Origin of the sequence: Devosia faecipullorum (assembly GCF_015158295.1) — a bacterium.
GTDB lineage: Bacteria > Pseudomonadota > Alphaproteobacteria > Rhizobiales > Devosiaceae > Devosia > Devosia faecipullorum.
The window spans coordinates 89,339-105,082 of sequence record NZ_JACDXV010000004.1 but is presented as its reverse complement, the minus strand read 5'-3'; the positions used below and the strand labels follow the sequence as shown (position 1 = coordinate 105,082).

The 15,744-nt window shown below is 63.1% G+C and carries 12 protein-coding genes; 10 read left to right on the top strand and 2 right to left on the bottom strand.

Annotation, left to right across the window (positions count from 1 at the left end):
- Window positions 1-108 precede the first annotated feature (108 nt).
- Together H0482_RS11065 and gltX are read left to right on the top strand one after the other, a co-directional pair.
- On the top strand, window positions 109-1,776 hold the full coding sequence (locus tag H0482_RS11065) for an NAD+ synthase (RefSeq protein WP_193730114.1): 1,668 nt from the start codon (window positions 109-111) through the stop codon (window positions 1,774-1,776).
- Entirely contained in the window at window positions 1,773-3,101 is a 1,329-nt protein-coding gene (gene gltX, locus H0482_RS11060) for a glutamate--tRNA ligase (RefSeq protein WP_193730113.1), read from the top strand. Before H0482_RS11065 ends, gltX begins: the two co-directional genes overlap by 4 nt.
- Here the strand turns inward: gltX and H0482_RS11055 are convergent.
- Entirely contained in the window at window positions 3,046-4,197 is a 1,152-nt protein-coding gene (locus H0482_RS11055) for a DUF2865 domain-containing protein (protein ID WP_193730112.1), read from the bottom strand. The two genes, gltX and H0482_RS11055, sit on opposite strands and share 56 nt — an antisense overlap.
- Window positions 4,198-4,338: 141 nt before the next feature.
- Here H0482_RS11055 and H0482_RS11050 point away from each other — a divergent pair, with 141 nt between their 5' ends.
- The 8 genes from H0482_RS11050 to H0482_RS11015 all read left to right on the top strand — a co-directional run bounded on the left by H0482_RS11050 (window position 4,339) and on the right by H0482_RS11015 (window position 14,773).
- Entirely contained in the window at window positions 4,339-5,346 is a 1,008-nt protein-coding gene (locus tag H0482_RS11050; RefSeq protein ID WP_193730111.1) for a fumarylacetoacetate hydrolase family protein, read from the top strand.
- A gap of 251 nt (window positions 5,347-5,597) precedes the next feature.
- Window positions 5,598-6,974 carry a cysteine--tRNA ligase gene (gene cysS, locus H0482_RS11045; protein ID WP_193730110.1) on the top strand — a complete coding sequence of 459 codons (1,377 nt, stop codon included), beginning with the start codon at window positions 5,598-5,600 and terminating at the stop codon, window positions 6,972-6,974.
- Window positions 6,971-7,432, top strand: coding sequence for a GFA family protein (locus H0482_RS11040; RefSeq protein WP_193730109.1), 462 nt, complete (start codon window positions 6,971-6,973; stop codon window positions 7,430-7,432). Before cysS ends, H0482_RS11040 begins: the two co-directional genes overlap by 4 nt.
- Window positions 7,433-7,458: 26 nt before the next feature.
- The gene (cimA, locus tag H0482_RS11035) at window positions 7,459-9,066 is read left to right on the top strand and encodes a citramalate synthase (protein ID WP_193730108.1); all 1,608 of its coding nucleotides are present in this window, start codon (window positions 7,459-7,461) and stop codon (window positions 9,064-9,066) included.
- Window positions 9,067-9,073: 7 nt separating this feature from the next.
- Entirely contained in the window at window positions 9,074-10,948 is a 1,875-nt protein-coding gene (locus H0482_RS16915; RefSeq protein ID WP_193730107.1) for a LysM peptidoglycan-binding domain-containing protein, read from the top strand.
- A 152-nt stretch (window positions 10,949-11,100) separates the two neighbouring features.
- Entirely contained in the window at window positions 11,101-11,418 is a 318-nt protein-coding gene (locus tag H0482_RS11025) for an ArsR/SmtB family transcription factor (protein WP_193730106.1), read from the top strand.
- Window positions 11,418-13,313: an ABCB family ABC transporter ATP-binding protein/permease gene (locus tag H0482_RS11020; RefSeq protein ID WP_193730105.1), complete on the top strand. Its 1,896-nt coding sequence runs from the start codon at window positions 11,418-11,420 to the stop codon at window positions 13,311-13,313. Before H0482_RS11025 ends, H0482_RS11020 begins: the two co-directional genes overlap by 1 nt.
- Window positions 13,314-13,459: 146 nt before the next feature.
- On the top strand, window positions 13,460-14,773 hold the full coding sequence (locus H0482_RS11015) for a cytochrome P450 (RefSeq protein ID WP_193730104.1): 1,314 nt from the start codon (window positions 13,460-13,462) through the stop codon (window positions 14,771-14,773).
- Here H0482_RS11015 and H0482_RS11010 read toward each other — a convergent pair.
- Complete coding sequence (locus tag H0482_RS11010) at window positions 14,712-15,632, bottom strand: alpha/beta fold hydrolase (RefSeq protein WP_193730103.1); 921 nt, start codon at window positions 15,630-15,632, stop codon at window positions 14,712-14,714. The genes H0482_RS11015 and H0482_RS11010 overlap by 62 nt on opposite strands.
- Between the last annotated feature and the right edge of the window lie 112 nt (window positions 15,633-15,744).

Here is a 15,744-nt window from a genome sequence, read left to right as displayed (position 1 = left end):
CATCGGCGGCACGGGCTTGTCTTGCCCTGTTGCCGGTGAGCGGTTAAGTCTGGCCGCGCGTCCCGCCCACGCAGGACGACCCGTTTCTCGCATCAGGCCAGCTTCATCGTGACCGATCAGCTTCGTATTGCGCTCGCCCAGCTCAACCCCAAGGTCGGCGACCTCAAGGGCAATCTGGCCTTGGCGCGCGGCGCGCTGGCCGATGCCGATGCGGCGGGCGCGGACATTCTCCTGCTGTCCGAGCTGTTCCTCACCGGCTATTTCCCCGACGACCTGCTGTTCAAGCCGCAATTCGTCAAGGATTCCATCGCGGCGGCCCGCGCGCTGGTGGCCGACACGGCGCAATCGGAAGTGGCGCTGATCCTGCCGACGATCTGGCAGGATGGCGCGAAGCTCCACAATGCGGTGCTGGTGGCGGAAAAGGGCGACATCAAAGCCATTCGCTACAAGCGCGAATTGCCCAATGCCGATGTCTTCTACGAACAGCGCTATTTCGAGCCCGGCCCCTTGCCCATGCCGGTGACGATCAAGGGCGTTCCCATTGGCATCCCCATCTGCGAGGACACCTGGCACAGCAGCGTCTGCGAGCATCTGGCCATGCGCGGCGCCGAAATCATGCTCTGTCCCAATGGCTCGCCCTATTGGGCCGACAAGCAGCATATCCGCAAAGATCTCGTCCGCGCCCGGGTGGCAGAGGACGGCGTGCCCATGCTCTATCTCAACCAGGTCGGCGGGCAGGACGAACTGGTCTATGACGGCGCTTCCTTCGCCATCGAGCCGGGCGACAAGCTGGTCTTGCAGGGCAAGTCGTTCGAGCCCGATTTCATCGTCTCCGACTGGACGCGCACCGACAATGGCTGGACCTGCGCCGATGGCCGGATCGAAGACCTGACTTCGGTCGAGGAAGCGCCGTGGCGGGCCTGCGTGCTGGGCCTGCGCGATTACGTGCTCAAGAACGGCTTCTCCCATGTGATGCTGGGGCTCTCCGGCGGCATTGACAGCGCCGTGGTCGCGGCCATGGCGGCGGATGCCTTAGGGCCGGACAAGGTCCACGCCATCATGCTGCCCTATCGCTATACCTCAGAAGCGAGCTTGCATGACGCCAAGGATTGCGCCGACCGGCTCGGCCTGCGCTATGACGTGATCGCCATTGGCGATCCGGTGGACGCGGCGCTGCGGGAATTGCAGCCCATTTTCGGAGATCGACCGCTCGATCTGGCCGAAGAGAACATCCAGTCGCGCATGCGCGGCACCATGTTGATGGCAGTGTCCAACAAACTGGGCTCGATGCTGCTGACCACCGGCAACAAGAGCGAAGTGGGCGTCGGCTACGCCACCATTTATGGCGACATGAATGGCGGCTATAATCCGCTCAAGGACATGTTCAAGATGCAGGTCTATGCGCTGGCCGACTGGCGCAACAAGCATATGCCGGGTGATTGCCTCGGCCGGGAAGGGGTGGTCATCCCCCAATCCATCATCGACAAGGCTCCGAGTGCGGAGCTCCGGCCCGACCAGAAAGACCAGGACAGCCTGCCGCCCTATCCGGTGTTGGACGACATCCTGCTCTGCATGGTCGAAGAAGAAATGGCCTTGGCAGAAATCGTCGCGCGCGGCCACGACAAGGCGGTGGTGCAGCGCATCGAGCGGCTGGTCAATATCGCCGAATACAAGCGCCGCCAGGCTGCGCCCGGCCCAAAACTCAGCCCGCGCGCCTTTGGCCTCGGCCGCCGCTATCCCATCACCAATGGCTATAAGGACGTCTCCCTCGGATGAGTGTCACCGTACGCTGGGCTCCCTCGCCAACCGGCCGCATCCATCTGGGCAATGCGCGCCCGGCGCTGCTCAACTGGTTTTTCGCGCGCCGCCATGGCGGCCGCTATGTGCTGCGCATGGACGACACCGATCTGGCGCGCTCGACCCGCGCCTTTGCCGACGGGATCGAGGAAGACCTTGCCTGGCTTGGCGTCACGCCGGACCTTTTGGTCCGCCAGTCCGAGCGTACGGCGCTTTACGATGAGGCGCGCGACCGCCTGATCGCGGCGGGGCGGCTTTATCCCTGCTATGAAACCGAGGATGAACTGGACCGCAAGCGCGCCCGCGCGCGCCTGCTCGGCAAGCCGCCAATCTATGATCGCGCCGCGCTGAGTCTGACCGACGCGGACAGGGCGCGCCTCGAAGCCGAGGGGCGCAAGCCGCATTGGCGCTTCCGGCTGGATGGCCGCCCGGTGCAATTCGAGGATCTGATCAAGGGGCCGCAGACGGTCAATACCGCCTCGATGTCCGATCCGGTGCTGATCCGGGGTGACGGTTCCTATCTCTACACGCTCCCCTCGGTGGTGGACGACATCGACCTGGGAATCACCCACGTCATCCGTGGCGAGGACCACGTCTCCAATACTGGCACGCAAATCGAGATTTTCGAGGCGCTCGGCAGCGCCGCGCCGATTTTCGGGCACCATAACCTTCTGACCGACGCGGCGGGGCAGGGCTTTTCCAAGCGGCTTGGCTCGCAATCCATCGCCGATTTCCGCAATGAAGGTTATGAGCCGCTGGCCATCGCCATCGTTGCCAGCCTCAATGGCACCAGCCTGCCGGTCGAGCCCTATGATAGCCTCGACGCCATCGCCGAGCGGTTGGATTTTTCCATGATCTCGCACGGCGCGGCGCGCTTCGATCCGGCGGAATTGAACGGGCTCAATGCAAGGCTGCTTCATGCCATGACCTATGACGAGGCGGCGCCGCGTCTGTCCGCCATGGGGCTCGAAGGCGAAGCCATGTGGCTGCTCTTACGGGAAAACCTCGCCAAATTCCCCGATATTGCCGAATGGTCGAAACTGCTCTCCGGCCCCGTTGAGCCGGTGATCGCCGAGGAAGACCGGGAGTTTCTGGCGCTGGCCAAGGCGCTGTTGCCCCCGGAGCCCTGGGGCGAAGATACCTGGGGCGAATGGACGCAAGCGCTGAAGGCGGCAACGGGCCGCAAGGGCAAGGCGCTGTTCCTGCCGCTGCGCATGGCGCTGACCGGCCGGCACGATGGGCCGGAGCTTAAGTCCCTGCTCGTCCTGCTTGGGCGTAAGGTGTGTCTGGACCGACTACTCTGACGCTTTTGTCACCGAAATGAACGATCCGCAGGTCCGGCTCCACCGGGGTTTCGGGGCGACGGGCGACCTCGCCGGGGCCTGAAGGGCGCGGGCGCGGCAATGGCACATCGACCAGCGCCACGTTCGCCACCTGGGCGGGAGCCGCATCGGCGACCTGCACCGGCACCGGGACGACGCCACGCGGATCGCGCAGCGGCAGGGGAAAGCTAACGCCGTTGATCTCCAGCATCGAGCGGCTGCTGCCATCCTCGGCGCTGGTGATCCTTATCGAGCCATCAGCGGCGGGCTCGGAGGTGCAGCGCGCCGATTCATCGAACCTTGTGCGATAGGCGAAGGCATTGGGAAGCGAGGTATAGGGCGAGCCGGACAGGTTGCGCATCTGCTCGGGTTCCTGGCCGGGATTGTCGTAATAGTAAAGCTCGACCTGCGCATTGGGGCACATCATCTGGCAGGCTGTCGAATCCTGGCCCAGATAATCGGGCAGGGTGGAATAGCTGATGGGCCAGAAATAGCCGTCCGAGAGCCGCACGCAGACGGTACGCACCGTGTTGTAGCCCTGATAGCCCCAGTAGTCGCCGCCATCGACAAAATCGCCATTGGTGAAATCGTCGTCTGAGGTCGTGCCGAAAATGCGGTCGAAAATGGTCTGGCGATCCTGGGTGAAGGTGGCGCTGGAGCCGGCATTGCAGCCGAAACGCGCCATTTCCTGCAAGATGGCCTCGCGCTGCTGGGCCACGGCATTGCCGGTTTCCACCGATTGCGCAATGGCGGAATATTGATTGCGCAAAGCGATCACTTCCCGGGCCACCATTTGGCATTGCTGGGTCAGGGTGCGCCCCGCGCGGGCGTCGTCATTGCAGCCCTGGCGAATATATTGGCTCTCCGCATTCTGCACCTGACGCGCCACCTGCCTTGCGGCATTGCTGTTCTGGTTGATCTGCCGGAAATCGCCGTTGCGATCGAACTGGACCAGCGCGTTTTGCAGCCGTGTGCATTGACTGGCCTGCGCATAGGCGGTCTCGACATCCAGCGCCAATGCAATGGCCGTAAGAACCAGCAAAGCCAGGGCACGCAGTCCGGTAGATGAGAACGTCACCGAAAATCCTTATATACGGGCCGCAAAGCCATCGATCCCTCGCGCCTTAAGACATCGCTAGGGGGCGTGGCAACATTATAGCGTTGTGCGCTGCGTCCTCATAGCGCGCCAAGGCCACACAAACCCGAGATGGAAGGCGTCATGAAACTCGCCACTTTGCGCAATGCGCGCCCCGATGGTCAGCTCGTCGTCGTCTCCTCCGACCTCAAGCGCTGCGTTTCGGCGGGACGCATCGCTCCTCATCTACAAGCGGCCCTCGACGACTGGGATCAGGCGGCGCCTGCGCTCGCGGCCCTTTCTGCCCAATTGGATGGTGGAGAAATCGCCGGGCAGGGCTTCGACCCGGCGCTGGCCCATGCGCCCTTGCCGCGCGCCTATCAATGGATCGACGGCTCCGGCTATCTGAACCATCTCGAGCGCGTCCGCTCGCTCCAGGGCAGCAAGGACGAACAATTACAATCCGTGCGGCCGCTGATCTACCAGGGCGGCTCCGATTCGCTCTCCGCCCCCCGCGATCCTATCGTCATAACTTCTGAAGACCTGGCGCTCGACTTCGAGGCCGAGGCCGGCGTCATCATCGGGGCCGTGCCCATGCGCGCCACCCGTGAAGAGGCGGAGGCGGCAATCCGCCTCGTCACCATTCTCAACGATGTTTCGCTGCGCCGGCTGGTGGTGGACGATCTGCAAAACGGCTTCGGCTTTTTCCATGCGAAACCCTCGACCGCCTTTGCGCCTGTCGCATTGACGCCGGATAGCCTGGGGGTGGCATGGCGCGACAACCGCCTGCACCTGCCGGTGCGGGTCGAGGTCAATGGCACGCTTTACGGACAGCCCAATGCCGGCATCGGCATGCAATTCGACTTTGCCGATCTCATCGTCGAAGCTGCGCGCACCCGCAATCTGGCGGCAGGAACCATTATCGGGGGCGGCACCATATCCAATGCGCATGATGAAACCCTGCCCATCAAGCGCGATGGCATCGGCTTTGCCTGCATCGCCGAGGCGAGAACGGTCGAAAAAGCCAAATATGGCCGCGCCCGGACGCCATTCCTCAAACCGGGCGATCAGGTGCGCATTGGCGCCCATGACGGGGACGGCCCTTCAGTGTTTGGCGATATCGACCAGCGCGTCGAACTTCTGCCGGGCTGATTGACTGCGCCACCGGCTGCCTCCGCCGGCCGGCAGGTTGGCGCCGCCGCGAACGCCAGCACGCTCAAAAGACTTGATTTCTTGCCATCGCACGGCCAATGTCCGGCACCATGAAGACCACGTGCATTATTACCACCGGCATTATTACCTGCTAACTCAACGTTGGCGGCGCGGTCTTCTTCATCCTGACAGTTCGTAATGGAGAGGCTCCCCCGCCAGAGCGCCCCTATGTCTGGCCTACAGGATCCTCGATGAATACGGCAAAGCCGCTGTCGCTTTACAACACATTGACCCGCGCCGAGGCGCCGTTCGTGCCCATGGATTCGAACAATGTGCGGCTTTATGCCTGCGGCCCGACGGTTTACGACTTTGCCCATATCGGCAATGGCCGCGCCGCCATCGTCTTCGATCTGCTGTTTCGGCTGCTGCGCCAGGTCTATGGCGCGGACCATGTCACCTATGTCCGCAACATCACCGACGTGGATGACAAGATCAATGCGCGCGCCCTGCGCGACTTTCCCGATCTGCCGCTGAACGAGGCCATCAGGCGGGTCACCGAAACCACTTCCGCCCAATATCAGAAGGATGTTGCCGCTCTAGGCTGTCTCGAGCCGAGCATCCAGCCGCGCGCCACCGACAACATCGCCGAGATGCAGGCGATGATCCAGCGGCTGCTCGACAATGGCCATGCCTATCAGGCGGGCGGTGAAGTGCTGTTCGCCGTCGAATCCATGTCTGATTACGGCCAGCTTTCCGGCCGCAATCTCGCCGACAACCTCGCCGGGGCGCGCATTGCCGTCGACGTGCATAAGCGCAATCCCGCCGATTTCGTATTGTGGAAGCTGTCGAGCGCCGAGGAGCCGGGCTGGGACAGCCCATGGGGCCGGGGACGCCCAGGCTGGCATATCGAATGCTCGGCCATGTCCGAGCGCTATCTGGGCGAAACCTTTGACATCCATGGCGGCGGGCTGGACCTGATCTTCCCCCATCATGAGAATGAGATCGCTCAATCCCGTTGTGCCCATGGCTCGCACGCCATGGCCAATGTGTGGATGCACAATGGCTTTCTTCAGGTCGAAGGCCAGAAGATGAGCAAGAGCCTGGGCAATTTTTTCACCATCCATCAGCTGTTGGAAACGACGGATTTCGGCGGGCGCAAATGGCCTGGTGACGTGCTGCGCCTGGCCATGCTGATGAGCCATTACCGCGAGCCGATCGATTTCACGGTGAAGCGGCTGGAAGAAGCGGTGACGCTGCTGGACAAATGGGAGCGCGCCGCCGGCGCGACGGATGCGGCCGCCATTGTGGCGCCGGACCTGCTCGAACGGCTGGCCGACGATTTGGACACGCCCGGCGCCATCGGGCGCATCCACGCGCTGATCCTCGATGAAGGCCGCGCCGCCGACGGCCTCGCGCTCGCCGAACTCATGGGCATCCGCGTCAAGCGCGAGGTCGAAGTCGATGCGGGCGTGGCCGCGCGGGTCGCTGCTCGCCTCGCCGCGCTCAATGCCAGGGATTTTGCCAAGGCCGACGCCATCCGCGACGAACTGGCGGGGCAGGGCATCGCGCTGATGGACTTCAAGGACGAAAACGGCGAGCGGCAGACAAAGTGGGAGGTCAAACGATGACGCAGCAAGCTCATGCCGGCGGTTGCCAATGCGGCGTAGTGCGGTTTCGCGTGACGCGGCTTGGCCGGCCATCGATCTGCCATTGCCGCATGTGCCAGAAGGCATTCGGCGGGTTTTTCGGCCCTCTCGTTACCGCTCATAACGCCGTCTGGACCCGTGGCGAGCCGAAATGGTTCCAGTCGTCCAATGCGGCGCGCCGCGCCTTTTGCGGCGAATGTGGCACTCCGCTCGCCTATGAAACCCGGTTCGGGCTGGAACTGGCCATCGGCACCTTCGATGATCCGACAGTCGCTGCGCCCGAAATTCAGGTGAACCTCGCCGATCGACAACCATTCTTCGCCGGATTGAGCACGCTTCCCGAGCGGGCCGAGGTCAGCGACGAATGGCGCGACTTCATGGCTGGCATCCATTCCAATCAGCACCCCGATCACGACACGGCCGTCTGGCCGCCCCGATAAGCGTCAAAATACCTTTCAGGCCCCCCATGTCCCGCGAACGCCTTTATATCTTCGACACCACCCTGCGCGACGGCGCCCAGACCGCCGGCATTGAGTTTTCGCTGGAGGACAAGATAGCCATTACCGCCATGCTCGAAGAATTGGGCGTGGATTATATCGAGGGGGGCTATCCCGGCGCCAATCCGGTGGATACCGGCTTTTTCGAGCAGAAGCGCACGCGAAACGCCATTTTCACCGCCTTTGGAATGACCAAGCGGGCGGGGCGCTCCGCCGCCAATGACCCCGGCGTCATGGGGCTGATCAATTCGGCGGCCGACGCCACCTGTTTCGTCGCCAAGGCGTCCGATTATCAGGTGGAACTGGCGCTGGGCTCCACCATTGCCGAACATCTCGAAGGGCTGGCCGACACCGTGCGCACGGCGACCACCGCCGGCAAGGAAGTGCTGATCGACCTCGAGCATTTTTTCGACGGCTTCAAGGCCAATCGCAGCTATGCGCTCGATTGCGTCAGGACCGCGCTCGAGGCCGGGGCGCGCTGGGTCGTACTCTGCGACACCAATGGCGGCACCATGCCCTCCGAAGTGCGCGAGATCGTCGGCGACGTGCTGAAGATCGCGCCGGGCGACCGCCTGGGCATTCACCCCCATGACGACACCGGCCAGGCCGTCGCCAATGCCCTGGCCGCCGTCGAAGCGGGCGTGCGCCAGGTGCAGGGCACACTCAATGGCCTGGGCGAGCGATGCGGCAATACCAATCTGGTGACGCTGATCCCCACCCTGGTGCTCAAGCCCTATTATGCCGCGCGCTTCGAAACCGCCATCACGCCCCAGAGCCTTGAACGCCTCACCCAGATCTCCCGGGCATTCGACGACCGGCTCAACCGGGCCCCGGCGCGGCAGGCGCCCTATGTCGGCGCTGCCGCTTTCGCCACCAAGGCCGGCATTCACGCCTCGGCCCTGCTCAAGGACTTTTCGACCTATGAGCATGTGCCACCCGAAAGCGTGGGCAATGAGCGTGCCATCATGGTCAGCCAGCAGGCCGGAAAATCCAATCTGCTGACAGCGCTCGCCCGCCATTCCATCAGCATCGAAAAGGACGATCCGCGCCTTGAAAAGCTGCTGGCCCATGTCAAGGAGCGCGAGGCTCGCGGCTATTCCTATGACGGCGCCGACGCCTCCTTCGCCATCCTCGCCCGGCGCGTATTGGGCACATTGCCGGATTTCTTCCAGGTCGAGCACTATCGCGCCATGGTGGAACGCCGCCACAATGCCCTTGGCGAAGAGGTGACGATCACAGAGGCCGTGGTCAAGATCATGGTGGAAGGGGAGCGCTTGATGTCGGTGGCTGAGGGTAATGGCCCGGTCAATGCGCTGGACCTGGCCCTGCGCAAGGATCTCGGCGTCTATTCGAACCGAATCGAAGATCTCGAGCTGGTCGATTTCAAGGTGCGTATCCTGGACGGCGGCACGGGCGCGGTCACCCGTGTATTGGTCGAAAGCCGCGATGGAACGGGAGAACGCTGGGTAACCATCGGCGTCTCGCCCAATATCATTGATGCGTCCTTTGAAGCTCTGTATGAATCGATCACCTACAAGTTGTTGAAAACCGAGGCGGCAGCAACCGCCCAAGGATAAAGATCCCGTGGAGGGCAAACTGGCCGAAACCGCTCCGAAACGTCCTCTCGCTCTGACCATTGGAGCAGCGGCAGCCACTCTTGTCGTCATTTTCGGTGTTCTGACCGGCCCGGCAATCGTTTCCTGCTTCAACAGCGAAGACGGATTGGGCCTGTGCCTGCGCGGCAAGATGGCCGAGGTCGGCCTGGTGCCGCCGCTGCCGGAGCCCGCCACTGCCGAGGCCGAAACCGCGACGGAAGAAACCAGTTCGGCAATCGCCGAGGAGGCCGTCTCCTCCGAACCCGAACTGGATGTCACCCCGCCTGCCGATGCCGTGGAAATTGCGTCCGCCGATGCCGCCGATGACGTCATTGCCGCCACTTTCGGACTGCTCCGCGCCGAGCCCGATGGCTCGATGGTCATTGCCGGTAGCGGCACGCCGGGCAGCAAGGTGGAAGTCTTTGCCAATGGGCAATTGCTCGGCAAGGTGGACGTCGAATCCAGCGGCGATTGGGTATTCGTCCCCGATGCCCCGCTGGCCGCCGGCGATCTCGAAATTACCCTTGGCGAGGAAGGCAAGAGCGGCACGGCCGATCAATCCTTCATCGTCGTGTTGAACGAAGACCGCACCACCCAGCCGCTCGTCGTGGCCAGCGCGCCCGGACAGGCCAGCGAAGTGTTGCAGGGTCTCAATGCCCCAGAGGTCGCAACTGCCACCGAACCTGCGAGCGCGCCCGAGACCGTTGAAGTGGCTCAGGCCGCTCCAGCCGAGCAACCGGCGGCGAAGACGCAGGACGTGGCAGCGGCAATACCCGCCGAGCCCGCCGAAGAAATGGACGCTGTTGTTGCGGAACCCGCCGCCGCGATTGCTGAAGAGCCTGCTCTTGCCGTCGCCGCGACGGCAGAAGGCGAGCCTGCCATTGCCGAAGCACCAGAAACAGACGTTGCAGCACTGACCGAGCCGGTGGCCTCCGAACCTGCCGCGCCGCAAGTGCAACCTGAAGCTGCGCCGGTGGTGCAGCCGGCAGTCGTGGCCGACGCCCCACTTGCCTCCGAGCCTGAAGCTGTCGTCGCCGCTGTGCCCGACGCTGCGGTCGCGGAAACGCCCGCCATTGCCGTCGCGCCGCTGGCCGATGTGCAACCCAGCATCGACGCCATCGAACTGGAAGGTGCGCGCACCTTCTTCGCCGGCGCTGGACCCACGGGCGGCATCATTCGGCTCTATGTCGATGATGGCTTTGTGGCCGATGCGACAATTGCCGAGGGCCGCTGGCTGGTCGAGGCCGGGCCGGTATTGAGCAAGCCCAGCCAGCGCGTGCGCGCCGATCTCATCCAGCCGGCAACCGGTGCGGTCCTGGCCCGCTCGGAGGTGGATTTCGTGGTCGATCTTCCGGCCGCTGGCGACCAGCCGATCGCCGTTGCCGATGCTGACGTGCCCGAGGCTCCCGAAGCGAGCCCAAGTGAATCGACCGTGGAAGACGCGGAACCGGCCGCTATTCCTGCGGAGACGCCGGTCGCTGCGGCTGCAAATGTCGAGGCCGCCCCGCCTGCCGAAGCCGTGGTCCAGCCTGAACCGGCGGCTCAACCGGCGTCGCAGCCTGCATCCGAACCCGCTCCCGTTCAGGCTGTGGAGCCGGCTCCGGAGCCCCAGCCGAAACCTGCGACAGTTGCCGAGCCTGTCGTGCCCAAGATGGTCGCGGTTTCCCTGGGCGATCCGGAAGCGCAGCGTTTCGCTTCCGGCAAGGCAATCATCCGGCGTGGCGACAATCTCTGGACCATCGCCCGACGGGTCTATGGCGAGGGCCTCAAATATACGACGATCTACCAGGCCAATAACGCTCATATCCGCGACCCGGATCGCATTTATCCGGGGCAGGTCTTCGACCTTCCCGCCGGACAATGACGCAGAGCAGACGGCGCCTTCGGGCGCCGTTTCGCTGCCCTCTATTGCTTTTCCCGGCCGAACACCCCATCTTCCATCGCAAATGACCGATCAAGCATTGCCGGCTGGCTTTTCCCTGTCGCCGGCCACCCCGAACAAGCCCGAGCAACGCCATGCGTGACGATGACATTGCCAATTCCATGCGAGCCCTCGGCCATCCGGTGCGCCTGGAAATCCTGCGCATCCTAGCAACCCAGCAGCAGGGCCAATGCTGCTGCGCCGACGTGACCGAGAGCCTGACCCTGGCCCAATCCACCGTTTCCCAGCATATCAAGGTGCTGCTCGATGCCGGTCTGATCGACCGCCGGGCCCATGGCACCCGCAATCGCTATTGCATCCGCCAGGACAGGTTCGCCGAACTGAGCGCCGCCTTCGGTGGATTGCTTGAGGGGCTGACCCCAACGCCCAACAAGGAAGCGGAACCGGCCTGATGGCATCCGACAGCACCGACAAGAAACCGTCCGTCAGCGCGGACGAAGGATCTGTGTTTTCCACGATCCGTAACTTGTGGACCTATATGTGGCCCGAGGACCGGCCCGACCTGCGCCTGCGCGTCGTGCTGGCGCTGGCGGCGCTGCTGGCCAGCAAGGTCGCCACCACCGTCGTCCCCTTCGCCTATAAGGGCATTATCGACAGCCTTGATGGCACCACGACCGACAGCGCGCTGATCCTTGGGGTCGCCGTGCCGGTGGTGCTGGTGATTGCCTATGCGCTCAGCAACGTCATCGATGCCGGCTTCCAGCAATTGCGCGATGTGCTGTTTGCCAGTGTCGGCCAGCATGCGGTGCGCAAGCTGGCGCTGCAGACCTTTCATCACATGCACCGCCTGTCGCTGCGCTTTCATCTGCAAAGGCGCACGGGCGGGCTGTCTCGCGTCATCGAGCGCGGCACCAAGGGCATTGAAACCATCGTGCGTTTCGCCATGCTCAATATTGCCCCTACCATCGTCGAATTTGTCGTCGTGGCGTTCATTTTCGTGTGGATGTTCGGACTGAGCTATCTGGGCGTCCTGATAGTGATGATCTGGGCCTATCTCTATTTCACCATCAAGGCATCCAACTGGCGCATCGCCATTCGCCGGCAGATGAATGACAGCGACACCGACGCCAATGGCAAGGCCATAGACAGCCTGCTCAATTTCGAGACGGTGAAGTATTTCGCCAATGAAAAGATCGAGGCGGCGCGTTTCGACAATGCCATGGCCGGCTATGAACGCTCCGCCATCCGCATCTGGAGTTCGCTTGGCTTTCTCAATTTTGGCCAGGCGGTCATCTTCTATGGCGGCTTTCTTGTCATCTCCATCATGGCGGTTCTAGGCGTCATGGATGGCAGGTTGACCCTCGGCGATTTCGTTCTGCTCAACACGTTCCTGCTGCAGATTTACCGGCCTCTCAACATGATCGGCTTCGTCTACCGCGAGCTGCGCCAGGGCCTCACCGACATCGAGGAAATGTTCAAGCTGCTCGACCAGGCCCCCGAGATACAGGACAAGCCGGGCGCCAAGCCGCTGGCGGTCACCGGCCCGGTCATCCGTTTTGAGGATGTCACCTTCCATTATGATCCGGATCGTCCAATCCTCAAGGGCGTGAGCTTTGAGGTGCCCGCCGGAAAGACCCTGGCCATTGTCGGGCCGACCGGCGCGGGGAAATCCACGATTTCGCGCCTCCTGTTCCGCTTCTACGACGTGACCGGCGGACGCATCAGCATTGATGGGCAGGACATGCGCGACGTGACGCAGGAAAGCCTGCGCTCGGCCATCGGCATGGTTCCGCAGGACACGGTGCTGTTCAACGATACAATCGGCTACAATATCGAATACGGCCGCCCCGGTGCGTCAGCCGAAGAAATCCGGGAAGCGGCGCGCATGGCCCAGGTCGGCGGCTTCATCGAAGCGCTGCCCAAGGGCTTCGACACGCCGGTGGGCGAACGTGGTCTCAAGCTGTCCGGCGGCGAAAAGCAGCGCGTCGCCATCGCCCGCACCATTCTCAAATCGCCCTCCATCCTTATTCTGGATGAAGCCACCTCCGCGCTCGATACAAAGACTGAACGGGATATCCAGGCGGCGCTGGACGATGTCTCGCGCAATCGCACCACATTGGTGATCGCCCATCGCCTCTCCACCGTGGTCAATGCCGATGAAATCATCGTTTTGCGCGACGGCATGGTTGCGGAACGCGGCAATCACATGGAATTGCTGCAACGGGACGGGCTCTATGCCCAGATGTGGAACCGGCAGCGCGAAGCCAGCGAGGCCGCTGAATTGCTGGCTCGCACCCAGGACGACCCGGATGGCTTCGTCAAACGCGGCATTCCAGCTGCGGAATAGGGGAGTTGGCACTGGTTTCGGGCCAGACGCTGTGATCAAATTGCGCGCGGATTCCCGCCTATGGGACAGTTGAGCGGTGCAATGTGACGAGCCCCGACCCGAACGCTGATACTCGCCCTTTGCGCCGCGCCGAGGGGCCAAAAGGCTTGCCCGTGCTTGGGCACCTGCTCGAGATGAGCCGGGATACGTTGGGATTTTTCGAGCGCAGCGCCCGCCAATATGGCGACATGACCGCCATCCAGGTCGGCGGCTTTCCCGCTGTGATCGTCAACCATCCCGACCTTATCGAACAGGTTCTGGTGCGGCAGAGCGAGAATTTCACCAAGAACAGGGTGTTCTGGCGGCAACTCGAAGCGCTGATGGGCAATGGTCTGTTCGTGGCCGAGGACGAGGAATGGCAGCGCCAGCGCCGCCTTGCCGCCCCGGCCTTCGCCACCGCGCCGCTGGCCAGCTATGGCCCGCACATGGTGGAACTGACCGAACGCAAACTGGCGCGTTGGCAGGATGGTCAGGACATCGACATGCATCGCGAGATGATGTCGCTTGGCTTGCAGATCGCCGCAAAGACCTTGCTCGACGCCGATGTCACCGACGATCTCGAAGCCATGGAACAGGCGGCCTATTGGGTCATCGATGAGGTGGCCGCACGCTTTTCCCGGCCATTGGTAGTGCCGGATTGGGTGCCGTTGCCGGGCCATCGGCGTTACCTGAAGGGCATCGCCCATCTCGAGCGGATGGTCTATCGCGTCATCGCCGAGAACCGCACCGGCAAGAACGCATCTCCCGGTTTTCTGTCGCTGCTGATGTCGGCGCGCGACGGAGACGGCCGGCCCATGACCGACAAGGCCTTGCGCGACCAGATCTGCAACATGCTGCTGGCTGGTTACGAAACCTCGGCGTTGAGCATGGCCTATGGATTTCATCTGCTGGGGCAGCACCGCGATATTCAGGACGCCATCGCCGCCGAAGTCGAGGCGGTGGCGCCCGGTCGCCCGGTGACGCCGGACGATCTGCCCCATCTCAAGCTCACCGAGCAGGCGGTCATTGAAATGTTGCGCCTGATCCCGCCCGGCTGGGCCATTGGCCGGGAGGCGCGCCGTGACGTCATTATCGGCGACTACGAGATCAAGAAGGGCACGACAATCATCCTGAGCCCCTGGGTGACGCAGCGCGATCCGCGTTATTTCGACGATCCGCTGGAATTCAGGCCGGAGCGATGGGCAGGCGACTTCCGGCGCAAATTGCCGCGCTTCGCCTATTTTCCATTCGGCGGCGGGCCAAGAATCTGCATCGGCAATCGCTTCGCGATGATGGAAGCCATGCTGCTGCTAGCGACGATTGCCCGGCGTTTCGACGTCGAACGGCTCACCGAAAGACCGGTCAGGTTCCTGCCGTCAGTTACCTTGCGGCCTGTCGGCGGAATCTGGGTTCGGCTGCATGAGAGGCGTCGGGGGCGCTGAGAATTGTTTTGTCCACATGGTATGGCCCGGGGAAGCGGCGCGCCATATCGCTGGCAAAGCGGTGCAGCAAGGCGTTGAACTGGTTGGGATGCGACAGGAATGGCGCATGGCCGGCGTCGGCAATGGCGTGCGAGCGGCCTTCCCACAGATTGGCATAGGCCAGCGTCTTCAAATATTTTACACGCACGATGGGGTCGGCAGCGCCATTGATCAGGGCCAGCGGTACCGGCGATTGCGCCACCACTCGCCGTTGATCGGAAATGCCGCCACGCAGGAGGCTTTGGCTGGTCTGCGGCCGCATCCGCCCATCGGCGCGCACAATGGCGGCGAAGTGCATGCCATCGGGTTCCGGACCATAGCACATCGCCTCCCAGGCCATGGCATCGCGGGTAGTGAATTGCGGCTTGCGGGCCAGCAGCATGCTGGAATGGAGATGGAAGGCCCGCATCGTGCCCAGAGGCCCTGGGGCCAATGGCGGCGCTCCAACCGTGACCACGCCGGCCAGCCTGTCGGGGAACCTGTCCATCAATTCCATGGCGATGTGGCCACCCAGCGACCAGCCGACGATCAGTGCGCGAGGCAGGCGCAGATAATTCATCACATCGAGCGTGGTGTCGCTCAACGCGCGGATCGAATAGCTCCGTTGCGGATCGGCGGCGTCGTCGGACGCGCCGTGCCCCGGCAGGTCGAACGCGATAAGGCGGAACGAATTGGTGAACGTTTGGGCGAACTGGTGCTCGAACACTTCCTTGCTGCCGCAGACGCCGTGTACGAAAATGATGGGCAGGCCAGGCCCGCCGCTGTCGCGATACCCAATGCCGCCGCCGGCAAGGCGCATGATGGGGCAGGGGGCAGTCATGGCAATCTACTCCAATATTGGGAGCCGATTATGCGACATATCTCTATAGGAGTGGTTTCCGCACTCGGTTAAGATAAGGTGGATTTTGGGGCGATGTGCGTGCGTGCTGCGG